The organism is Microbacterium sp. LMI1-1-1.1, assembly GCF_040815675.1.
Classification (GTDB): Bacteria; Actinomycetota; Actinomycetes; order Actinomycetales; family Microbacteriaceae; genus Microbacterium.
The window spans coordinates 892,343-913,740 of the sequence record NZ_JBFPNN010000001.1 but is presented as its reverse complement, the minus strand read 5'-3'; the positions used below and the strand labels follow the sequence as shown (position 1 = coordinate 913,740).

Here is a 21,398-nt window from a genome sequence, read left to right as displayed (position 1 = left end):
ATGCCGTATTCCGCACCGCTGTACGATCGCGCCCCCGCCGCGCCGCCGGTGCCCTCGGGCCTTCCGCTCGTCGTCGCCCTGACCGGCTTCACCGACGCCGGGGGAGCGGTGACGCGCCTGGTCGAGTACTTCCGCGACGACCTCGATCCCAACGCGCTCTACGTCTTCGACAACGACGTCCTGCTCGACTATCGTGCCCGTCGGCCGCTCATCAGCTTCGACGAGGACCACCTCACCGATTTCCGTCCGCCGCGTCTCGAGCTCTCCCTCGCCCACGACACGCTCGGCCACCCGTTCCTCCTCCTGGCCGGGTACGAGCCCGACTTCCTCTGGGAGGCGTTCGCCGAGACCGTGCTCGAGCTGAGCGCGGGACTGCAGGTGTCCTCGGTGACGTGGGTGCACGCCATCCCCATGCCGGTCCCGCACACGCGGCCGATCGGCACGACAGTGAGCGGCACGCGCGCCGACCTCGCCGAGGCGCACTCCATCTGGCGTCCGCGCACGCAGATCCCCGCGACCGCCGGGCACCTCCTGGAGTACCGCTTCGCCGAGGCGGGGGCCAAGATCGCCGGATTCGCGCTCCTGGTGCCTCACTACCTGGGCGACACGGAGTACCCGGCCGCCGCCCTCGCGGCGCTGGACAGCCTGACCGTCGCCACGGGGCTGGTCTTCGCCGGCGACGTCCTCCGCGAGGAGAACCGCGAGTTCCTGGAGAAGGTCGGGGAGCAGGTGGAGAACAGCGAGGAGCTGACCCGCATGCTGCAGGGCCTCGAGGAGCGGTACGACTCCTACATGGCCGGTTCCACGCACGCGACGCCCATCATCCACACGGGCGACCTGCCCAGCGCCGACGAGCTCGCGGCGGAGCTGGAACGCTTCCTCGCGTCGCGTCCCGGCGACGACGATCGCCGCGGCCGACTCGGCTGACGCGGCACCGGAGCGCAGGCGGAGCGCCGGGAGGCGGCATCCGGGAATTCCTGCCGTCTCGCGAACGTTGCATACGCATATATCCCCGGTCCGCGTCAAGTCCCGGCCCGAGGATGTGAGACAATGAAGAACCTGACCCGTTGTCGACCGGTCCGGGAGCCCAGCTCCACGGATGGGACTTGACAAGGGTCTTACTAGTGTCCGAGAACCGACCGGCGGCCGTGCGCGCACGTTCCCGGTGAAAGGCGAAACGTGGCGAGCACGACAACCAAGACCCGCTCCCGGAGTGCGAAGGACACCGACCTCGACACGACCGAGGAGACCGTGACGGCGTCGAAGAAGACGCCCGCGAAGAAGGCTCCCGCCAAGTCCAAGGCGGCGCCCGCCAAGGCCAAGACCAAGGCGAAGAAGGACGACGACCTCGACGAGGAAGAGATCGAGGAGGACGTCGAGGAGGACCTGGAGTCCGCGGACGACAGCGACGACACCGACGCGGACGACGCCGACGACACGAAGGCCGACGCGAAGAAGAAGTCCGACTCCGAGGATGACGACGACGAGACGCCCGCAGCGCCCGCCGAGGTGCTGCCGCAGGGTGCGATCGTCATCTCCTCGAGCGACGAGGACGACGTCCCCGTCTACTCGGCCCAGATCACGGGCGCGACGGCGGACCCCGTCAAGGACTACCTGAAGCAGATCGGTAAAGTCCCCCTGCTGAACGCGGCCGAAGAGGTCGAGCTCGCGATGCGCATCGAGGCGGGTCTGTTCGCCGAGGAGAAGCTGTCGCACATGTCGGCGGCGGAGAAGTCCAACCAGCTCGGTCTCGACCTGCAGTGGGTCGCCCGTGACGGACAGCGCGCGAAGAGCCACCTGCTCGGCGCCAACCTCCGCCTCGTGGTCTCGCTGGCCAAGCGCTACACGGGTCGCGGCATGCAGTTCCTGGACCTCATCCAGGAGGGCAACCTCGGTCTGATCCGTGCGGTCGAGAAGTTCGACTACACCAAGGGCTTCAAGTTCTCGACCTACGCGACGTGGTGGATCCGTCAGGCCATCACCCGCGCCATGGCCGACCAGGCGCGCACCATCCGCATCCCGGTCCACATGGTCGAGGTCATCAACAAGCTGGCCCGCGTGCAGCGCCAGATGCTGCAGGACCTCGGTCGCGAGCCCACGCCCGAGGAGCTCAGCCGCGAGCTCGACATGACCCCCGAGAAGGTCATCGAGGTGCAGAAGTACGGCCGCGAGCCCATCTCGCTGCACACGCCTCTCGGTGAGGACGGCGACAGCGAGTTCGGCGACCTCATCGAGGACACCGAGGCGGTCGTGCCCGCGGACGCGGTCGGCTTCACCATGCTGCAGCGCCAGCTCGAGTCGCTCCTGGACTCGCTCAGCGAGCGCGAGGCGGGCGTGATCCGCATGCGCTTCGGCCTCGGCGACGGCCAGCCCAAGACCCTCGACCAGATCGGCGACACGTTCGGCGTCACGCGCGAGCGCATCCGCCAGATCGAGTCGAAGACCATGGCGAAGCTGCGTCACCCCAGCCGCTCGCAGTCGCTCCGGGACTACCTCGAATGAGCGGGCAGGCCAACGCCGGCAAGGCGCTCACCGTCACCGTCGAGGGCACGTCGTACGCCCGCATCCCGATCCGCACGCGGGTCGTCATGCCGGGCGACGACCTCGACGCGTTCATCCTCGAGTACGCGAAGGATGCCGTGCAGCCGGGCGACCTGCTGTTCGTCACCGAGAAGATCGTCGCGATCACGCAGGGCCGCTCGTACAAGCTCGACTCGATCAAGCCCCGCAAGCTGGCGCTGTTCCTGTCGAAGTACGTCACCCGCACGCCGTACGGCATCGGTCTCGGCATGCCCGAGACGATGGAGATGGCGCTGCGCGAGTGCGGGACTCCCCGCATCCTCGTCGCGGCGGCCGTCGCCGCCGTCACCAAGGCGCTCGGTCGCAAGGGCGACTTCTACCGGATCGCCGGCGACAAGGCCCGCGCCATCGACGGGCCGACCAAGGGCACCATCCCGCCGTACAACCAGGCGGTCGTGCTGGGTCCGGAGCGTCCTCGTGAGGTCGCCGCCCACCTGAAGTCGCTGCTCGGCGTCGACGCGCAGGTCGCGGTCGTCGACATCAACGACCTCGGCGGCAACATCCTCGGCTCCACGATGGACAAGGCCGGCGAGAAGCGCCTCGTCGCGATCCTCAAGGACAACCCGCTCGGCCAGGGCCACGAGTCCACGCCGCTGGGCATCGTCCGCCGCAGCTGACAGCTCCGCTCGGAAGGCCCGTCCCGTTCTCGGGGCGGGCCTTCGTGGCATCCGGATGCCACCGGCCGATCACGCAGGGTTCGGAACGGCGACGGCCCGCCCCCTCACGGGAGCGGGCCGTCGCGGCATCCGGGATCAGAAGCCGATCGCGGCCTGATAGCGCGGCTTGTGCCCCGTGCGGATGCCGGTGACGCTCGGCTTGTTCTCGTACACGCCGGCGCCCCAGTTCCCCTCGACGAGGACGGGGCCGTCGGGGCCGACGACGATGTCCCATCCGACGTACTGCACCTGCGGCACGACGCGGGCGACCTGGTCGACGAAGGCGCGGACCTCATCCATCATCGGCAGCTGGAAGTCGGCGATGCGCACGCCGGAGTCGGGATGCAGCTCGTGCACGTGGCCGTGGGAGTCGTAGCCCGGTCCGAACGCGCGGCCCTCGTCGTCGAGCATCGTGTAGAAGCCGCCGAAGGTCATCTGATCGCTGACCGCGCCGCGGCCGAACTTCTGCGCGATGGCGAGGATGTGCGTGGTCGTCCCGTCGAAGAACGCGGTCACGCGCGTGGTGTTGACCGTCCCGGGGCAGACCGCCGCGAGGTCGGGGTGCTGGCGGATGACCTCTTCGACGAGGATCTCGCCGCGCTCGAGCAGACCGCGGTGGAAGCCGTCCCAGTCGTCCACCTCGGCGGCGTGGTAGCGGTGCACACCCGTTCCGGCCTGGCCGACCGGCTCCTTCGTCACGATGGTGCCGAGCCGCTCGGTGAAGGCGCGCAGCTCGTCGGCGTTGCCGGGCTCCACGACCATCCACTCGCGGCGCAGGAAGTCGCTGAAGCGACGGTCGAAGGCGACCTTGTCCTGGAAGATCCCGCGGTAGTCGGGGTGGTCGTACTTCTGCGAGATCTGGTTCGACACCGGGTGCGTCATGTACGTGGCGCGCTCCGCGGGGGAGAGGATCGCGAAGTCGTAGTCGATGTAGTCCTGGAAGCCGACGTTCTTCACGCCCGCCTGGAACAGCATGTCGGCGACGACGAGCGGCAGCGCCTTGCCGTGCTGGGCGGACGCCTCTTTGGCGCGCTCGACCACCGATCCGACGTCGATGCGGCGGGCGCGTCCGGCGAGGTAGCGGAGGCGGGGGGCGAGGGAGAAACCCTGGTTCGGCATACAGGCTCCGGAGTCGGCGGCAGGGACCCGGATAGTCTAGATGGCGTGACCTCCGCGCCCGCTCTGCACCTCGGCGGCGGCGCGGCGGTCCGTCCCGTCGCGCGGCTCTCCGCGGCGAACCTCCGCGCCAACGCCCTCCTCGCGGGATCGGCCGCCGGCGGCGATGTGCTCGCGGCCGACGCGTGGGGGCACGGCGCGGAGTGGGTGGCATCCACCCTGTCCGCCCTCGACATCGCGCCGGACGGGCTCCGTCCGGAGGCGCTCTTCGGCCTGCCGGGGAGCGGGACCCGCCCGGTGATGTCGCTGCGCGGACGCGTGCTCGGCTGCAAGCCGTTGCTGGCCGGCGAGGGCGTCTCGTACGGCTACACGCACCGGGCCCCGGCGGACACGGTCGTCGCGCTCGTGACGGGCGGCTACGCGCAAGGGGTGGTCCGCTCGCTCGGCAACGCGGTCAGCGTCGGCATCGCCGGACGCCGGCATCGCATCGTCGGCCGCGTCGCGATGGACGTCTGCGTCGTCGACGTGGGATCCCCGATCCCGTGGGGCTCCGAGGTCGTCTACTTCGGCGATGCGGCGGAGGGCGACCCGACGCTGGGGGAGTGGATGGATGCCACCGGCCTCGGCGCCGGTGAGATCGTCGCGACCGTGGGGGCCCGGGCGCGCCGCGAGGTGGTCGTGTGAGCGCCGTCTACCGCGTCGACCTCGGCGCCTTCGCCGACAACCTCCGCCGCATCCGCGAGACCGTCGCGCCGGCGGAGCACATGCTCGTCGTCAAGGACGACGCGTACGCCCACGGTCTCGCGGCGATCGTCACCCGCGCCCGTGACGAGGGCGTGCGCTGGTTCGGCGCCTTCGACGTCGAGACGGGGGTGGCGGTGCGGGAGACTCTCGGCCCCGATGTGCGCATCTTCGTGTGGCTGCTCGGCGGCGCCGACGACCTCGCGACGGGTGCCGCCGCCGGACTCGACCTCGGAATCGGCGACCAGGCGCTCCTCGACGCGCTCGAGGCCCTTCCCGCAGGGGGGCCCCCGGCCCGCGTGCACCTCAAGATCGACACGGGGCTGCACCGCAACGGCATCCGCCCGGAACGCTGGGATGCCGCCCTCGACACCGTCGTCGCCCTCGTCGCCGCGGGGCGCGCGGAGCTGACGGGCATCTGGTCGCACATCTCCGAGGCGTCCGACGAGGACGACGACGACGCCCGCGCCCTCTTCCTCGCCGCGCGCGAGGCCGCCGCCGCCCGGGGCCTGACGCCCGCCGTGGCCCACCTCGCCGCCAGCGCCGCCGGGTTCGCGCGCGCGCCGTTCCGCGAGGACCTCGTCCGCATCGGCGCGTTCTCGTACGGCATCCGTCCCGCCGGCGGTCCCTCCGACGTCGAGCTCGGCATCCGCCCCATCGGGACCGTGGATGCCGCCGTCCTCGACGTCGCGGACACGGCGGTGCACCTCGACGTGGGAAGCCTGCACGGGCTGCCGCAGACCCTCGCCGGACGCTTCGACGTCCGGACCCTCGCCGGTCCGCGCCGCGTGCGCGGGATCGAGCCGACGCGTCTCGTCGTGGATCCGTGGCCCGGTGCGCAGCGCGGGCAGCGGGTAGCCGTGTTCGGCGGCGGCGCCGAGGTCACGGCGACGGATCTGGCCGAGCTCGTGGACACCATCGGCGAGGAGATCGCGCTGCGCGTCTCGCCCGTGCTGCCGCGCGTCTACGAGGGCTGACCCGGGTCACCGGCGTCCGTGCGGGCCCGTCAGCCGCAGCCCGCGCCGGCACGCAGAAGGACCCCGCGTCGCTGGGTGAGCGAGGCGGGGTCCTTCTGGATCGTTCTCAGTCCGCGGCGGAGAGACGCGCGGTCTCGTCGTGCCACGAGGTGGCGACGGCGCGGAGCTTCTCCTCGTACTTGCGGCCGTGGTGAGCGCAGAACAGCAGTTCGCTGCCGTTCACTTCGGCGGCGATGTAGGCCTGCGCGCCGCACGAGTCGCAGCGATCCGCGGCGGTCAGACGGTGCTCGAGGACGGCGGACGCGTCGGTTGCAGTCGTGGTGGTCATTTCGGGTGCCCTCCTCGGATGATTGGTGGGGCGAGTCATCACATACAACCACGCGGATGTTTCGTCTATGCCGACGGTTGATCACATTTCGCTGTACGCGTACGGCGGCCCCGGGCGGCCGCGCGTCTGCTCAGGGATGTCGTACCCGGCGATTAGTCTGGAGAACCGTGACTTCCGAGTATTCCGCCCATCACCTCCAGGTCCTCGAGGGCCTCGAGGCGGTCCGCAAGCGCCCGGGCATGTACATCGGGTCCACCGACTCCCGCGGCCTCATGCACTGCCTGTGGGAGATCATCGACAACTCCGTGGACGAGGCCCTCGGCGGCTTCGGCTCGCGCATCGAGATCCTCCTGCACGCCGACGGCAGCGTCGAGGTGCGCGACCGCGCCCGCGGCATCCCGGTCGACATCGAGCCCCGCACGGGCCTGTCGGGCGTGGAGGTCGTCTTCACGAAGCTGCACGCCGGCGGCAAGTTCGGCGGCGGCTCGTATGCGGCCTCCGGCGGACTGCACGGCGTCGGCGCGTCCGTCGTCAACGCCCTCTCGGAGCGGCTCGACGTCGAGGTCGACCGCGCCGGCAAGACCTACGCGATGTCGTTCCACCGCGGCGAGCCCGGCACGTTCGCCGGCGACGCCCCCGACTCGGCGTTCACCCCGTACGAGCGCAGCAGCGAGCTCCGCGTCGTCGGCAAGGCCGCCAAGGGCGTCACCGGGACGCGGATCCGCTACTGGGCCGACCGTCAGATCTTCACGCGCGACGCGGCGTTCGGGCTCGACGAGCTCGTGCAGCGCGCTCGTCAGACGGCGTTCCTCGTCCCCGGACTCGAGATCGTCATCCGCGACGAGCGCGCCGAGGAGCCGGTCGAGACGAGCTACCGCTTCGACGGCGGCATCTCGGAGTTCGCCGGCTTCCTGGCTCCGGATGCCGCGATCACCGACACCTGGCGTCTGACCGGCACCGGCTCGTTCACCGAGACCGTCCCGGTGCTGCAGCCCAACGGGGCGATGGTCCCCACCGAGGTGAAGCGCGAGTGCGAGGTCGATGTCGCGGTGCGCTGGGGCACGGGTTACGAGACATCGTCGCGGTCGTTCGTCAACATCATCGCCACGCCGAAGGGCGGCACGCACCAGCAGGGCTTCGAGCAGGGCCTGATGAAGGTGCTGCGCAGCCAGATCGAGCAGAACGCCCGCAAGCTGAAAGTCGGCAACGACAAGATCGAGAAGGACGACATCCTCGCCGGGCTCACCGCGGTGCTGACCGTCCGTCTGCCGGAGCCGCAGTTCGAGGGACAGACCAAGGAGGTGCTCGGCACCCCCGCGGTGCGCCAGATCGTGGCATCCGTCGTCTCCTCCGAGCTCGCGGCGCGCTTCTCGTCGCCCAAGCGCGACGACAAGGCGCAGACGTCGCTGCTGCTCGAGAAGGTCGTGTCGGAGATGAAGGCGCGCATCTCGGCGCGCACTCACAAAGAGACGCAGCGTCGCAAGAACGCGCTGGAGTCGTCCTCGCTGCCGTCGAAGCTCGTCGACTGCCGGTCCAACGACGTGGCCGACTCCGAGCTGTTCATCGTGGAGGGCAATTCCGCGCTGGGTACCGCCAAAGACGCTCGCAACAGCGAATATCAGGCGCTGCTGCCCATTCGCGGAAAGATCCTCAACACGCAGAAAGCGTCGATCAGCGACATGCTGTCGAATGCCGAATGCGCGTCGATCATCCAGGTGATCGGCGCCGGGTCGGGGCGCTCGTTCGACCTCGACGCCGCGCGCTACGGCAAGATCATCCTGATGAGCGATGCCGACGTCGACGGGGCGCACATCCGGACGCTGCTGCTGACGCTGTTCTTCCGCTACATGCGCCCGCTGGTCGAGGCGGGTCGCGTGTTCGCCGCCGTTCCGCCGCTGCACCGCGTGATCGTCATGAACCCGGGGTCGAAGCCCAACGAGACCATCTACACGTACAGCGAGCAGGAGCTGCACGCCCTGCTCACCCGGCTCAAGCGGTCGAACAAGCGCTGGCAGGAGCCGGTCCAGCGCTACAAGGGCCTCGGCGAGATGGATGCCGACCAGCTCGCGACCACCACGATGGACCGGGCCGGCCGCACCCTCCGCCGCGTGCAGGTGAAGGACATCGAGTCCGCGGCCCAGGTGTTCGACCTGCTCATGGGCAGCGACGTCGCCCCGCGCCGGGAGTTCATCGTGGACTCCAGCGACCGTCTGTCGCGCGAGCGCATCGACGTCTGACCCGAGCCCCCGGGTTGGCCTGTCGCCGAGCGCTGACTGGGCGCAGATGCACGTCGACACGGCTGTGTCGTGTACATCTGCGCCCAGTCAGCGCAGAAGCTCAGTCAGCGCGGGAGTGGGTGGCGCGGGGTCAGCGGACGGTCGTGCCCACCGCGGCGACGACCGCATCGAGCGGCTGACCCGAGGCATCCCTCTTCGCGCCGGCGTCGGGGAGTGTGCGCGCCGCGCCGTCCGGACCCACCGCGCGCGGGTCGGTTCCGACCCAGGCCAGCACGAGCGCGTCCTCGCCGCGCAGCAGGCGCTGCGCGCGCACCCCGCCCGTGGCCCGCCCCTTGGCGGGGAACTCGCTGAACGCCGACACCTTGGCGCTGCCCGCGTCGGTGCCCGGCAGGGCGCTGCTGCTGCCGGCGATGGTCACGACGACGGCGTCGAACGCCGACGCTCCGACGACCGAGAACGAGATGACTTCCACGTCGTCGGCGAGACGGATGCCGGCCATGCCGCCCGCCGACCGTCCCTGCGGCCGGACCGAGGAGGCGTCGAACCGCAGCAGCTGGGCGTCGGCGGCGACGAACACGAGCTCGGCCCCGTCGGAGGCCGGCGCGGCGCCGACCACGCGGTCGCCGTTGCGCAGCGCGATGATCTCGATGTCGGGCTTCGTCCCCAGCTCGCTCGCCGCGACGCGCTTGACCACGCCCTGGGCGGTGCCGAGGGCGATGGGCGGCCCGTCCGTCAGCGGGACCAGGGCGACGACCTGTTCGCCCTTGGCCAGGGGGAGGTACTGCTCGACCCGGGTGCCCGCGGCCAGCTGCACGGAGTTGCCCGGCACCGACGGCAGGTCGACGGGGGAGAAGCGGACGAGGCGTCCGGCGGAGGTGACCGCGCCGATGTCGCCGCGGGTGGTCGTGTCCACGGACGAGCGCACCGCGTCGTGCTTCGAGCGCCGGGTCGGCGGGACGACCCCGCCCCCCGGAGCGTCGGCGGAGAGCTCCGCGCGGATCATCCGGCCCGTCGCCGACAGGAAGACACGGCACGGGGCGTCCGCGATCTGCAGGTCCGCGGCGGCCGCGGCCTTCGCCGAGCGCGGCTGCACGGGTCCGCCGTTCAGGAGCATCGTGCGCCGCGGGGTGCCGTAGGCGTCCGCGGCGGCCTGCAGCTCCCGGGCGACCTGGTCGCGCAGCAGCAGGTCGTCGCCGAGCAGGCGGACGAGCTCGTCGATCTCGGCCTGCAGTCGGTCGCGCTCGGCCTCGAGCTCGATGCGTGAGAACTTCGTCAGGCGGCGCAGGCGCAGCTCGAGGATGTACTCGGCCTGCGGGTGCGAGAGGTCGAACACCTCCTGCAGCCGCGTGCGCGCCTCGTCGCCGTCGTCGGAGGAGCGGATGACCTGGATGACCTCGTCGATGTCGAGGATCGCGATGAGGAGTCCCTCGACGAGGTGCAGGCGCTCCCGCTTGCGCGCGAGGCGGAACTCGCTGCGACGCGTGACCACGCGGATGCGGTGGTCGAGGTAGACCCGCAGCATCTCCTTCAGGCCGAGGGTCTGCGGCTGACCGTCGACGAGGGCGACGTTGTTCATGCCGAACGAGTCCTCGAGCGGGGTCAGGCGGTACAGGTGCTCGAGGACGGCCTTCGGGTCGAAGCCGGTCTTGATGCCGATCACCAGGCGCAGCCCGTTGTTGCGGTCGGTCAGGTCGGTGACGTCGGCGATGCCGGTCAGCTTCTTGGCCTGCACCGCGTCCTTGATCTTCTCGATCACGCGCTCCGGACCGACGAGGTAGGGCAGCTCGGTGATGACGATGCCGGTACGGCGCGGGCCGAGGGACTCGATCGACGCCTTCGCCCGCGTGCGGAAGCTGCCGCGGCCGTTGGTGTACGCGTCCTTGATGCCGTCGAGGCCCACGATGATCCCGCCGGAGGGCAGATCGGGGCCCGGGACGAACTCCATGAGCTCCTCGACGGAGGCCTCGGGATGCCGCAGCAGATGGGTCGCGGCCGCCACCACCTCCACGAGGTTGTGCGGGGCCATGTTCGTCGCCATGCCGACGGCGATGCCGGTGGCGCCGTTGACGAGGAGGTTCGGGAACGCCGCGGGGAGGACGTCGGGCTGCTGGAACTGGCCGTCGTAGTTCGGGATGAAGTCGACGACGTCCTCGTCGAGGTTCTCGGTCAGCGCCAGCGCGGGCGGGGCCAGACGCGCCTCCGTGTAGCGGGGGGCGGCGGGGCCGTCGTCGAGGGAGCCGAAGTTGCCGTGCCCGTCGACGAGCGGCACGCGCAGGGAGAAGTGCTGGGCGAGGCGGACGAGGGCGTCGTAGATGGGGGCGTCGCCGTGGGGGTGGAGCTTTCCCATCACCTCGCCGACGACGCGGGCGCTCTTCACGTGGCCGCGGTCGGGACGCAGACCCATCTCGGCCATCTGGTAGAGGATGCGGCGCTGAACCGGCTTGAGCCCGTCGCGCGCGTCGGGGAGCGCGCGCGAGTAGATGACGGAGTAGGCGTACTCCAGGAACGACCCCTGCATCTCGGTGGAGACATCGACGTCCTCGATGCGCTCGGCGACAGGGGAGGAGGAACGGGAATCGGGCATAGTTCAGGCCTCGGATAGAGCGGCGTCGGGTCGCGAGGGCCGACAGGGCGGCCGCGAGTCGTGTGGGAGACTGGCCCCGATGTCCCTCAGCCTACCGGCCGACCCGCCCCGCTCCCGGAGCCTCACCGGCGTTCTCACCCAGACGATCGCGTCGCTGAACGGGGAGGGCGACTGGTTCGCCCCCGCGCGCAGCGCGATCGTCTTCGTCGTCGACGGGCTCGGCGCCCACAACCTCGCCGCACGTCGCGGTCATGCGCGCTTCCTGGGGTCTCTGGGCGGCCGCCGCGACGTGGTCCGCACCGTGTTCCCGTCGACGACCGCGGCGGCCCTCAGCAGCCTCCTCACCGGCGCCGAGCCGGGCGGGCACGGCATCGTCGGCTACCGCGCGCGGATCCCCGGCACGGATATCGCCTCCAATCAGCTGCACGGCTGGGAGACCGACGGCCTGGACCCCCTCACCTGGCAGCGCCGACGCCCCCTCATGGAGAGCGAGGCCGCGGCGGGACGCCCGTGCTTCGTCGTCTCGCGTCCGGAGTACACGGGGACAGGCTTCACCGCCGCCACTCTCCGCGGCGCCGAGTTCCTGGCCTCGAGCGACCTGGAGGAACGCGTCCGCATCGCGGCCGATCTCGCCGGGCGGCATCCCGGAGCCCTCATCTACCTGTACGCCCCCGACCTCGACAGCGCCGGTCACAAGCACGGCTGGGAGTCCGACCCCTGGACGGACGCGCTCGAGCGCGTCGACGGGGCCGCCCGGATCCTGGATGCCGCTCTCGACCCGGGCACCGGCGTCCTGGTCACCGCGGATCACGGCATGGTCGACGTGCCCGCGCACAAGCACGTGCTCCTCAGCGAGGACGACCCGCGCGTCGACGGCGTCGCCCTCATCGGCGGCGAGCCGCGCATGCTGCACCTGTACGCCGAGCCCGGTCGCGCGGATGACGTCCTCGACGTCTGGCGCGACCGCGAGGCCGCCCGGGCCTGGGTCATGAGCCGCGACGAGGCCATCGCCGCGGGCGTGTTCGGCGCGGTCGACGACGAGGTGTGCGCCCGGATCGGCGACGTCCTCGTGGCGGCGCGCGGTCGCTTCGCCTATTACGACGACCGGGAGCGCGACAAGCGCCCCCAGCGGATGGTGGGGCAGCACGGCTCGCTCACGGACGAGGAGCGGACCGTCCCGCTGCTGCGCCTGGGCGCGTTCGCCTGAGTCGCCGGCGGGCTGACGCGGCCCGGACGGCGTTGGAGGAGACCCGCGTCAGCTCTCGTCGCTGCGCGCGCCGAAGACGATCTCGTCCCAGGAGGGCATCGACGGGCGGCCCTTGGGGCGGCGCCCCGTCTCTGCGGGCGCCGGACGATCCGTCGACGCCGTGGTCTCGACGTCGTCCTCGCGGTGCTCGGGCTCGACCGCGACGGCGTCGAACAGGGCCACGGGCGCGGCGCCCGTGCGCGGCGCGCCCTCCTGCTCGGTCATGCCGGGCAGCGGCTCCCGCTGTCCGCGGCGGCGCCGCAGCGCCTCGAGCAGGTCGGCGGTCTCCGCCGAGGTCACGGGGGCGTCGGGTGCCCGCTTGATGGCGGCCGCCTGCACCGCGGCGGGCGCGGGACCGACGGGCTCCGTCGACTGCTCGTCGTCGATCTCGAGCTTGCGCGGCCCGAAAGCGCCGCTGTCGAAGCGGCTGTCGTCCTTGGGCAGGGGCGTGTCGAGGGCGCGCAGGCGCGGGATCAGCCCTTCGGGCAGGGATCCCTGACGGGAGAGCTGGATGGCGTCCGCGTTCTGGGGCGACAGGTTGCTGCGGCGGGGGTCGAAGCTCCAGCGAGCGTCGTGGTCGATGCCGTTCGCGGTGAACTCCAGCTTGACCATCCAGCCGTTGGCGTCCTTCCAGCTGGTCCACCGCTCCGCGGAGGCGCCGGCCTCGGCGAGCTTGGCCCGCACGGCCGCGCCGAACGTGATGGGGGCGTCGTGCTCGAGCGCCCCGCCGAGGAGGACGGGGACCGCCAGCGCCTGACCCACGACGTGCTCGCGCTCGGCCAGGACGGGACGCTCGAAGCGCTCGACGTCCTCGATCCGTGCGTTCAGCAGCGTCGCGACCTCGCGCGCCGAGAGACCGGCGCGGATGTGCGCCTGGATCTCCCGCGGGCTCGGCCGGGGAGCACCGTCGTCGGTGTCGCGGTCGCGGCGCGACCGGCGCGCCTCCGCGCGCAGCACCTCGTCCAGCGCGAGGGCGAATCTCTCGCCCGATTCGGTCGCGACGACGAGGACGTCATCCTCGGTTCCGATGACTTTGAGCTGTTCCATGCGAAACACCCCTCCGATCTGCGGTCAGCGCCCATGCTGTCACGGTGTTCCGGCGGATTCGGGAATATCGCGGGCGCGCCGCGAGTTTCACGCCTCGCCCGATATGCAAGGCCCGTCGACCGCATTTGCTTTCGACCGAGGGGTCATGCAAACTATCGCCGCCCGATCGGGCAGAGGCACCAAGAAAACCGGAAGTAGAGACCCGCACGCATGGCCACCGATTACGACGCACCGCGCAAGACCGAGGACGACAGCGAGTCGATCGAGGCCCTCAAGGAGCGCGTGCCCGACAAGACGTCGGGGTCGATCGACAACGAGGATGCCGACAACCCCTCCGGCTTCGAGCTCCCCGGTGCCGACCTCTCCGACATCGAGCTCGACGTCGTCGTGCTCCCCCCGCAGGAGGACGAGTTCACCTGCATGAACTGCTTCCTCGTGAAGCACCGCTCGCAGATCGACCACGAGGACGGCCCCGGCTTCATCTGCGTGGAGTGCGCAGCCTGACCTGAGCCCGCTGGATCGCCGCGATCAGGCGATCCGGCGTCCGGGTCGAGACGACCCACGACGGCGTCGGATCCTCGGGATCGGTCACGGGCACCGTGACGATCCCGTCGATCCCGCCACGGATCACATGCCAGGCCCGCCGGTCGAGACCACTCCCGCGGGCCGTTCGAGCCTCGTCCGCGACGACGCCGACGGGTTCGCCGAGAAGGTCGACGGCAATGTGCGCCCGTCCGGCGCGGAGCTCCCCGTCCCGCACCTCGACGACGGGGGAGAGCGCCACGAGCGCGGCCACGATGGCCACGGCCACGATGAGCCCGATGACGAGGGCCACCGTGGTGTCGAGCGGGGAGAAGACGAGCGCGGCCATCGGCCCGCACAGGGCGGCGGCCACGAGAGCCCAGAGCGACGGGCTCAGCCGCTCGCGGTAGTCGGATCCGGTGCGGATGCCGCACCCCCTCTTCTGCATTACCCTCGTGGGGTGACCGAAACGGTGGATGTCCCCATTGTCGCATCCGAGGTCCCGGTCTTCGCCCACCCGGGTGACGCCGGCGCGGATCTCGTCGCCGCGGAGGCCGTCCGCCTCGAGCCGGGTCGTCGAGCGCTCGTCGGAACGGGCGTGCGCATCGCGCTGCCCGACGGGCACCTCGCCTTCGTCGTTCCGCGCAGCGGCCTCGCCGCCAAGCACGGGATCACCGTGGTCAACGCGCCGGGCACCGTCGACGCCGGCTACCGCGGCGAGATCAAGGTCGCCTTGCTGAACACGGATCTCGACGAGCCCTACGACGTCGCCGTCGGCGACCGTATCGCTCAGCTGATCGTCCTGCCCGTCCCGCCCGTCCGCTTCGTCCCCGTCGACGAGCTTCCCGAGAGCGTCCGCGGCGAGGGCGGCTTCGGGTCGAGCGGCTACCAGAACCTGCAAGGGAGCACCCGATGAGCGACGTCTCACCCCTGCCCGCCAAGAGCGCGCCCGCCGATCGCGAGAGCGTCGGCCCGTTCGACGAGGCCGAGGCCAACGCGGTCCGTCCCTACATCGACCTCGGCGGCATCAAGATCCTGCCGCGCGAGGGGCTGAACCTGCGCCTCGAGGTGGAGGAGCAGACCAAGCGCATCGTCGCCGTCGGACTCGACTACGCCGACTCCACCCTCCAGGTGCAGCCCTTCGCGGCGCCGCGCACGAGCGGCCTGTGGGAGGAGACCCGCGACCAGATCCGCCAGCAGGTCAAGCAGCAGGGCGGCCGTGTCGAGGAACGCGAGGGCCCCCTCGGCCCCGAACTGCTCGCCGAGGTGCCCGTGATGGCCGGTGCCGAGGGCGCCGCGAAGCGTCTCGCGCGCTTCGTCGGCGTGGACGGTCCGCGCTGGTTCCTGCGCGGCGTCATCGGCGGCGCAGCGACGTCCGACGTCGAGGCCGCGGCGGCTGTCGAGGACCTCTTCCGCTCCATCGTCGTGGTGCGGGGCGGCTCGCCCATGCCCCCGCGCGACCTCATCCCGCTCCGGATGCCGCAGAGCCCCGCCACCGCATGAGCGACGAGGCCGCCCGGACCCCCTCCCGCGACGACGACGACCGCGTCCCGCTGGACCCGCCCTCCGCGGCCGACAGCATGAGCGCCGCCCTCGGCAGCGCGGCGCGACGCGCGGGCCTGGACCCGTCGAAGCACACCAGCACCGGCGCGGCCGTGTGGGCGGCGATGGGCGGGTGGCGCGGCATCCTGGAGTCCGTCCTGCCCTCGCTGGCGTTCGTCGTCCTCTTCACCGTCACCGTCGATCCGGAGACCCGTCAGGGGAACCTCCTGCTGAGCCTGGGGGTGTCGGTCGGGATCGCCGTCGTCTTCACGGTGGCCCGCCTGGTCGCGAAGTCGCCGCCGAGCGCGGCGATCGGCGGTCTGCTCGCCACCGTCGGCGCGGCGGTGCTGGCCCTGGTGACCGGCCGCGGTCAGGACAACTTCGTCTTCGGCTTCTTCACCAACGGCGCGTACGGCACCGCCTTCCTCGTCTCCGCCCTCATCGGCTGGCCGCTCATCGGTCTCGCCGCGGGCTACCTGCTGGGGGAGGGCACCGCGTGGCGCGCGGACCGGCGCAAGCGACGCGTCTACACCTGGCTCTCGATCGCGTGGGCCGGACTGTTCGCCGCGCGGCTCGCCGTGCAGCTGCCGCTGTACTTCGCGGGCGACGTCACCGCGCTCGGCACGCTGAAGATCGTGATGGGCCTTCCCCTCTTCGCGCCGATGCTCGCGGTCACCTGGCTCGCCGTCCGGGCTCTCTCCCCTCGGCCGAAGTCCTGATATATTTATCTTGATATCAAGATAAAAACCCGTCCCTCCGCGGTTAGGTCGGCCTTCCTGGCATCGACCGCTCAGCGCGGGGAAGATGGGATGCGGCGGGCCGACGCCTGCGCAATCGCCGACGAAGGAGACGAACGTGTCCACGGTTGACAGCTTCGGTGCGAAGAGCACCCTGACGGTCGGCAGCACCGACTACGAGATCTTCCGCATCGACACGGTCGCCGGATACGAGAAGCTCCCCTTCAGTCTCAAGGTGCTGCTGGAGAACCTGCTCCGCACCGAGGACGGTGCCAACGTCACCAAGGAGCAGATCCAGGCGCTCGGCTCGTGGGTGCCGACGGCCGATCCCGACACCGAGATCCAGTTCACGCCCGCGCGCGTCGTGATGCAGGACTTCACCGGTGTGCCCTGCATCGTCGACCTCGCGACCATGCGCGAGGCCGTGACCGCCCTGGGCGGCGACCCGAACAAGATCAACCCGCTCTCGCCGGCCGAGATGGTCATCGACCACTCGGTCATCGCCGACCTCTTCGGCAGCGAGAACGCGCTCGAGCGCAACGTCGAGATCGAGTACGAGCGCAACGGCGAGCGGTACCAGTTCCTGCGCTGGGGCCAGACGGCGTTCGACGACTTCAAGGTCGTCCCGCCGGGGACCGGCATCGTCCACCAGGTCAACATCGAGCACCTGGCCAAGGTCGTCTACGACCGCACCGTTGACGGCGTCCTGCGCGCCTACCCCGACACCTGCGTCGGCACCGACTCGCACACGACGATGGTCAACGGCCTCGGCGTCCTCGGATGGGGCGTCGGCGGCATCGAGGCCGAGGCCGCCATGCTCGGCCAGCCCGTGTCGATGCTCATCCCGCGCGTCGTCGGCTTCAAGCTCAGCGGCGAGATCCCCGCGGGCGTCACCGCGACGGACGTCGTCCTGACGATCACCGACATGCTGCGCAAGCACGGCGTCGTCGGCAAGTTCGTCGAGTTCTACGGCGAGGGCGTCGCGTCCGTGCCGCTGGCCAACCGCGCCACCATCGGCAACATGAGCCCCGAGTTCGGCTCCACCGCCGCGATGTTCCCCATCGACGACGTCACGCTCGACTACCTGCGCCTCACGGGCCGCGACGAGCAGACCGTCGCCCTGGTCGAGGCGTACGCCAAGGAGCAGAAGCTCTGGCACGACCCGTCCCGCGAGCTCGTGTTCAGCGAGTACATGGAGCTCGACCTGAGCACCGTGGTCCCCTCGATCGCCGGGCCGAAGCGTCCGCAGGACCGCATCCTGCTGTCCGAGGCCAAGTCGCAGTTCGAGAAGGACATTCTGAACTACGCCGCGGTCACCACCTCGGACTCCATCGTCGACCTCGAGGTCGACGGCACCTTCCCCGCCTCCGACCCGGGCGCCGTCCCGGGCGAGGAGGAGGGCGAGGAGCTGACCGAGCACGAGGTGCTGATCTCCTCCGGCCACCCGGTCAACGCCTCGAAGCCGGTCCGCGTCACCACGCCGGAGGGTCAGTCGTACCTGCTCGACAACGGCGCCGTCACGCTCGCGGCGATCACGTCGTGCACGAACACCTCGAACCCCTCGGTCATGATCGCGGCGGGCCTGCTCGCCAAGAACGCCGTCGACAAGGGCCTCAAGCGCAAGCCGTGGGTCAAGACGACGCTCGGCCCCGGCTCGAAGGTCGTCACCGACTATTACGAGAAGTCCGGCCTCGACAAGGCGCTCGAGGGCCTCGACTTCTACACCGTCGGCTACGGCTGCACGATCTGCATCGGCAACTCCGGACCGCTCATCGAGGAGGTCTCCGAGGCCATCAACGAGAACGACCTCGCCGTCACGGCCGTCCTGTCGGGCAACCGCAACTTCGAGGGACGCATCAGCCCCGACGTGAAGATGAACTACCTGGCCTCCCCGCCGCTGGTGGTCGCTTACGCTCTCGCCGGCTCGATGAACTTCGACTTCGAGACCGACGCCCTGGGCAAGGACCAGAACGGCGAGGACGTGTTCCTCAAGGACATCTGGCCCGCTCCCGACCAGGTGCAGACCATCATCGACGCGTCGATCTCGCGCGAGCAGTTCATCCAGCAGTACGCCACCGTCTTCGAGGGCGACGAGCGCTGGAAGACCCTGCCGACCCCGACCGGTCCGGTCTTCGAATGGGATGCCGACTCGACGTACGTGCGCAAGGCGCCCTACTTCGACGGCATGACCATGCAGCCGGACGCGGTCCGCGACATCACCGGCGCCCGCGTCATGGCCACGCTCGGCGACTCGGTGACGACCGACCACATCAGCCCCGCGGGCAACATCAAGGCCGGCACCCCCGCCGCCCAGTACCTCACGGAGCACGGCGTCGCGCAGAAGGACTTCAACTCCTACGGCTCCCGCCGTGGCAACCACGAGGTCATGATCCGCGGCACGTTCGCCAACATCCGCCTGAAGAACGAGCTCACGGCCGCCGTGAACGACGGCACGGTCGTCGAGGGTGGCTACACCCGCGACTTCACCCGTGAGGGCGGCCCGCAGTCGTACATCTTCGACGCGAGCCAGAACTACCAGGCGCAGGGCACCCCGCTGGTGATCTTCGGCGGCAAGGAGTACGGCTCCGGCTCGTCGCGCGACTGGGCGGCCAAGGGGACGAACCTCCTCGGCGTGAAGGCGGTCATCACCGAGAGCTTCGAGCGCATCCACCGCTCCAACCTCATCGGCATGGGCGTCGTCCCGCTGCAGTTCCCCGCCGGCGAGAGCTGGAAGTCGCTGGGCCTCGACGGCACCGAGATCGTCTCGATCGAGGGCATCGAGCAGCTCAACGAGGGCGTCACGCCGAAGACCGTCAAGGTCACGGCCGAGCCGAGCGAGTTCTCGCCCGAGGGCAAGCAGACCGTCACGTTCGACGCCGTGGTCCGCATCGACACCCCCGGTGAGGCCGACTACTACCGCAACGGCGGCATCCTGCAGTACGTGCTGCGTTCGCTGGTCTGACCGGCATCCGCTGCGTGCCCCGGGAGCCTCGTGCTCCCGGGGCACGTCTCGTTCCGAGAGCGGGCGCGACGGCCGAGCGCAAGCGCTTGCCGGGCCCCTCACGGCCCCGAAGACTAGAATCGAGACCGCGCGGACCCCTCCGCGCACGGCACGAGAGGAGTCCGATGGCTCTGCTACCCGGCATTCGCGGACCGCGTGACCTGGACGCCCTGACGACCGATCAGCTGCGCGAGCTCGCCGCCGAGGTGCGGACGTTCCTCGTCGAGAACGTCGCCCGGACGGGCGGCCATCTGGGCCCCAACCTCGGCGTCGTCGAGCTGACGATCGCCCTGCACCGCGTCTTCGACTCGCCCGCCGATCCGATCATCTTCGACACCGGGCATCAGTCCTACGTGCACAAGATGCTCACCGGTCGCCAGGACTTCTCGCATCTGCGCTCCCGCGGCGGCCTCGCGGGCTATCCGCAGCGCTCCGAGAGCGAGCACGACGTCGTCGAGTCCTCGCACGCCTCGAGCTCGCTGAGCTGGGCCGACGGCATCTCGCGGGCCTTCAGCCGTACCGGACGCCGCGACCGGCACGTCGTCGCGGTCGTCGGCGACGGCGCGCTCACCGGCGGGATGACGTGGGAGGCGCTGAACAACATCAGCGACGACAACGACCGCAACCTCGTCATCGTCGTCAACGACAACGGCCGCTCCTACGCGCCGACCATCGGCGGCATGGCCCGCTACTTGAACCGCGTGCGCACGAACGATGCGTACCGCACCCTGCACCGCGGCTCGGCGACGCTCTTCCGCAGCCTCGGCCCCGCGGCCCGCGCGGTGTACCGCGGCGTGCGCGGGGGCACGCACGGCTTCCTGTCGCGCTTCACGAACAACGAGGCGCTCTACAGCAACCTCGACATCAAGTACCTCGGGCCGGTGGACGGCCACGACCTCGACGCGCTCCTCGAGACCCTCGAGCTGGCGAAGTCCTACGGCGCGCCGGTCATCGTCCACGCAATCACGGACAAGGGCAGCGGCTACGCGCCCGCGCTGAGCGACACCGCGGACCAGTTCCACGCGGTCGGCAAGATCGACCCGATCACCGGCGAGGCGGTCGGGTCGGGCACCGGCACGGCGTGGACGGACGTGTTCGCGCGCGAGCTCGTCGAGATCGGCGCCGAGCGCGAGGACATCATCGCGATGACCGCGGCGATGCTGCGCCCCACCGGCCTCCAGCTCTTCAGCGAACGCTTCCCGGAGCGCGTGTACGACGTCGGCATCGCGGAGCAGCACGCGGTCGCCTCGGCGGCGGGTCTCGCCTTCGGGGGACTGCACCCGGTGGTCGCGATCTACGCGACCTTCATGAACCGTGCGTTCGACCAGGTGCTGATGGACGTGGGCCTGCACAAGGCCGGTGTGACCTTCGTGCTCGACCGTGCGGGCGTCACAGGGCCCGACGGTCCGAGCCACCACGGCATCTGGGACCTCGCCATGCTGCAGCTGGTCCCCGGCATCCGGATCGCCGCCCCGCGCGACGCCGCCCGTCTGCGCGAGGAGTTCCGCGAGGCGGCCGCGGTCGAGGACGCCCCCACCGTCATCCGCTACCCCAAGGGGAACGTGCCGGCCGACCTCGAGGCGATCGAGCGCCTGCCGGACGGCGTCGACGTCCTGTCCCGCGGCTCCAGCGAGGACGTGCTGCTCGTCGGCATCGGCCCGATGGTGCACCTGGCGATGGAGGTCGCGGAGCGCCTGCGCGCGCAGGGCATCGGTGCCACGGTCGTCGATCCGCGGTGGGCCATCCCCGTGCAGCCGTCGATCGTGGAGCTGGCCCGCGAGCACCGTCTCGTCATCACCATCGAGGACGGCATCCGCGTCGGCGGTGTCGGCACGCGCGTCCGCCAGGTGCTGCGCGAGGCCGGGGTGGACACGGCCGTCGACGAGCTCGGCATCCCGGACGCCTTCATCGATCACGCGACGCGCGAGCAGATCCTCGAGGACGCCGGACTGACGGCCAGCAAGATCACGCACGACGTCGTCGCGCAGGTGCTCGGCACCCGCATCCCGGTCGCGCGGCAGACGCCCACCGGCGCGATCCCGACGCTCGACGAGTGGGAGAAGTCCCGCCCCTGACAACGGGAC

General features: G+C 70.7%; 18 protein-coding genes. 13 read left to right on the top strand and 5 right to left on the bottom strand.

Features of this window, described 5'->3' with window-relative positions; translation table 11 throughout:
• From MRBLMI1_RS04290 to MRBLMI1_RS04280, 3 genes are all read left to right on the top strand, one after another.
• Nucleotides 1-927 (top strand): proteasome assembly chaperone family protein, encoded by a 927-nt coding sequence (locus MRBLMI1_RS04290; RefSeq protein WP_367726914.1) that lies wholly within the window; start codon nucleotides 1-3, stop codon nucleotides 925-927.
• A gap of 252 nt (nucleotides 928-1,179) precedes the next feature.
• Complete coding sequence (locus tag MRBLMI1_RS04285; RefSeq protein WP_367726913.1) at nucleotides 1,180-2,502, top strand: RNA polymerase sigma factor; 1,323 nt, start codon at nucleotides 1,180-1,182, stop codon at nucleotides 2,500-2,502.
• Nucleotides 2,499-3,197, top strand: a complete 699-nt coding sequence (locus MRBLMI1_RS04280; protein WP_367726912.1) for a coenzyme F420-0:L-glutamate ligase — start codon at nucleotides 2,499-2,501, stop codon at nucleotides 3,195-3,197. Before MRBLMI1_RS04285 ends, MRBLMI1_RS04280 begins: the two co-directional genes overlap by 4 nt.
• 135 nt (nucleotides 3,198-3,332) lie before the next feature.
• On the opposite strand, the gene MRBLMI1_RS04275 is transcribed toward MRBLMI1_RS04280, so the two are convergent.
• The gene (locus MRBLMI1_RS04275; RefSeq protein ID WP_367726911.1) at nucleotides 3,333-4,355 is read right to left on the bottom strand and encodes a sugar-transfer associated ATP-grasp domain-containing protein; all 1,023 of its coding nucleotides are present in this window, start codon (nucleotides 4,353-4,355) and stop codon (nucleotides 3,333-3,335) included.
• Between the two features lie 45 nt (nucleotides 4,356-4,400).
• Here MRBLMI1_RS04275 and MRBLMI1_RS04270 point away from each other — a divergent pair, with 45 nt between their 5' ends.
• Both MRBLMI1_RS04270 and MRBLMI1_RS04265 read left to right on the top strand, forming a co-directional pair.
• On the top strand, nucleotides 4,401-5,036 hold the full coding sequence (locus MRBLMI1_RS04270; protein ID WP_367726910.1) for an alanine racemase C-terminal domain-containing protein: 636 nt from the start codon (nucleotides 4,401-4,403) through the stop codon (nucleotides 5,034-5,036).
• Nucleotides 5,033-6,070, top strand: coding sequence for an alanine racemase (locus MRBLMI1_RS04265; protein ID WP_367726909.1), 1,038 nt, complete (start codon nucleotides 5,033-5,035; stop codon nucleotides 6,068-6,070). Before MRBLMI1_RS04270 ends, MRBLMI1_RS04265 begins: the two co-directional genes overlap by 4 nt.
• A gap of 106 nt (nucleotides 6,071-6,176) precedes the next feature.
• Here MRBLMI1_RS04265 and MRBLMI1_RS04260 read toward each other — a convergent pair whose 3' ends face one another.
• Complete coding sequence (locus MRBLMI1_RS04260; protein ID WP_367726908.1) at nucleotides 6,177-6,398, bottom strand: DUF7455 domain-containing protein; 222 nt, start codon at nucleotides 6,396-6,398, stop codon at nucleotides 6,177-6,179.
• Nucleotides 6,399-6,565: 167 nt separating this feature from the next.
• Between MRBLMI1_RS04260 and MRBLMI1_RS04255 the strand changes: the two genes are divergently transcribed.
• A complete protein-coding gene (locus tag MRBLMI1_RS04255; protein WP_367726907.1) occupies nucleotides 6,566-8,635 on the top strand; it encodes a DNA gyrase/topoisomerase IV subunit B in 2,070 nt (689 codons plus the stop codon).
• Between the two features lie 130 nt (nucleotides 8,636-8,765).
• On the opposite strand, the gene MRBLMI1_RS04250 is transcribed toward MRBLMI1_RS04255, so the two are convergent.
• On the bottom strand, nucleotides 8,766-11,219 hold the full coding sequence (locus MRBLMI1_RS04250; RefSeq protein ID WP_367726906.1) for a DNA gyrase/topoisomerase IV subunit A: 2,454 nt from the start codon (nucleotides 11,217-11,219) through the stop codon (nucleotides 8,766-8,768).
• A gap of 79 nt (nucleotides 11,220-11,298) precedes the next feature.
• Here MRBLMI1_RS04250 and MRBLMI1_RS04245 point away from each other — a divergent pair, with 79 nt between their 5' ends.
• Nucleotides 11,299-12,426, top strand: a complete 1,128-nt coding sequence (locus MRBLMI1_RS04245; protein ID WP_367726905.1) for an alkaline phosphatase family protein — start codon at nucleotides 11,299-11,301, stop codon at nucleotides 12,424-12,426.
• 48 nt (nucleotides 12,427-12,474) lie between these two features.
• On the opposite strand, the gene sepH is transcribed toward MRBLMI1_RS04245, so the two are convergent.
• A complete protein-coding gene (gene sepH / locus MRBLMI1_RS04240; RefSeq protein ID WP_367726904.1) occupies nucleotides 12,475-13,512 on the bottom strand; it encodes a septation protein SepH in 1,038 nt (345 codons plus the stop codon).
• A 210-nt stretch (nucleotides 13,513-13,722) separates the two neighbouring features.
• Between sepH and MRBLMI1_RS04235 the strand changes: the two genes are divergently transcribed.
• Nucleotides 13,723-14,016 carry a DUF4193 domain-containing protein gene (locus MRBLMI1_RS04235; protein WP_367726902.1) on the top strand — a complete coding sequence of 98 codons (294 nt, stop codon included), beginning with the start codon at nucleotides 13,723-13,725 and terminating at the stop codon, nucleotides 14,014-14,016.
• Here the strand turns inward: MRBLMI1_RS04235 and MRBLMI1_RS04230 are convergent.
• Entirely contained in the window at nucleotides 13,991-14,482 is a 492-nt protein-coding gene (locus tag MRBLMI1_RS04230; RefSeq protein ID WP_367726901.1) for a DUF3093 domain-containing protein, read from the bottom strand. The two genes, MRBLMI1_RS04235 and MRBLMI1_RS04230, sit on opposite strands and share 26 nt — an antisense overlap.
• 12 nt (nucleotides 14,483-14,494) lie before the next feature.
• Between MRBLMI1_RS04230 and dut the strand changes: the two genes are divergently transcribed.
• From dut to dxs, 5 genes are all read left to right on the top strand, one after another.
• Nucleotides 14,495-14,950, top strand: a complete 456-nt coding sequence (dut, locus tag MRBLMI1_RS04225) for a dUTP diphosphatase (RefSeq protein ID WP_367726900.1) — start codon at nucleotides 14,495-14,497, stop codon at nucleotides 14,948-14,950.
• Nucleotides 14,947-15,537: a DUF3710 domain-containing protein gene (locus MRBLMI1_RS04220; protein ID WP_367726899.1), complete on the top strand. Its 591-nt coding sequence runs from the start codon at nucleotides 14,947-14,949 to the stop codon at nucleotides 15,535-15,537. Before dut ends, MRBLMI1_RS04220 begins: the two co-directional genes overlap by 4 nt.
• On the top strand, nucleotides 15,534-16,295 hold the full coding sequence (locus tag MRBLMI1_RS04215) for a DUF3159 domain-containing protein (protein WP_367726897.1): 762 nt from the start codon (nucleotides 15,534-15,536) through the stop codon (nucleotides 16,293-16,295). Before MRBLMI1_RS04220 ends, MRBLMI1_RS04215 begins: the two co-directional genes overlap by 4 nt.
• Before the next feature lie 136 nt (nucleotides 16,296-16,431).
• Nucleotides 16,432-19,275 carry an aconitate hydratase gene (locus MRBLMI1_RS04210; RefSeq protein WP_367726896.1) on the top strand — a complete coding sequence of 948 codons (2,844 nt, stop codon included), beginning with the start codon at nucleotides 16,432-16,434 and terminating at the stop codon, nucleotides 19,273-19,275.
• 164 nt (nucleotides 19,276-19,439) lie between these two features.
• Nucleotides 19,440-21,389, top strand: coding sequence for a 1-deoxy-D-xylulose-5-phosphate synthase (gene dxs, locus MRBLMI1_RS04205; RefSeq protein WP_367726895.1), 1,950 nt, complete (start codon nucleotides 19,440-19,442; stop codon nucleotides 21,387-21,389).
• Nucleotides 21,390-21,398: the final 9 nt, after the last annotated feature.

Coding starts and splice junctions, on each gene's coding strand:
- MRBLMI1_RS04280 (WP_367726912.1), top strand. CDS start 2,499: ATGAGCGGGCAGGCCAACGCCGGCAAGGCGCTCACCGTCACCGTCGAG.
- MRBLMI1_RS04250 (WP_367726906.1), bottom strand. CDS start 11,219: ATGCCCGATTCCCGTTCCTCCTCCCCTGTCGCCGAGCGCATCGAGGAC.
- MRBLMI1_RS04245 (WP_367726905.1), top strand. CDS start 11,299: ATGTCCCTCAGCCTACCGGCCGACCCGCCCCGCTCCCGGAGCCTCACC.
- MRBLMI1_RS04235 (WP_367726902.1), top strand. CDS start 13,723: ATGGCCACCGATTACGACGCACCGCGCAAGACCGAGGACGACAGCGAG.
- MRBLMI1_RS04215 (WP_367726897.1), top strand. CDS start 15,534: ATGAGCGACGAGGCCGCCCGGACCCCCTCCCGCGACGACGACGACCGC.
- MRBLMI1_RS04220 (WP_367726899.1), top strand. CDS start 14,947: ATGAGCGACGTCTCACCCCTGCCCGCCAAGAGCGCGCCCGCCGATCGC.
- sepH (WP_367726904.1), bottom strand. CDS start 13,512: ATGGAACAGCTCAAAGTCATCGGAACCGAGGATGACGTCCTCGTCGTC.
- MRBLMI1_RS04230 (WP_367726901.1), bottom strand. CDS start 14,482: ATGCAGAAGAGGGGGTGCGGCATCCGCACCGGATCCGACTACCGCGAG.
- MRBLMI1_RS04290 (WP_367726914.1), top strand. CDS start 1: ATGCCGTATTCCGCACCGCTGTACGATCGCGCCCCCGCCGCGCCGCCG.
- MRBLMI1_RS04275 (WP_367726911.1), bottom strand. CDS start 4,355: ATGCCGAACCAGGGTTTCTCCCTCGCCCCCCGCCTCCGCTACCTCGCC.
- MRBLMI1_RS04260 (WP_367726908.1), bottom strand. CDS start 6,398: ATGACCACCACGACTGCAACCGACGCGTCCGCCGTCCTCGAGCACCGT.
- dxs (WP_367726895.1), top strand. CDS start 19,440: ATGGCTCTGCTACCCGGCATTCGCGGACCGCGTGACCTGGACGCCCTG.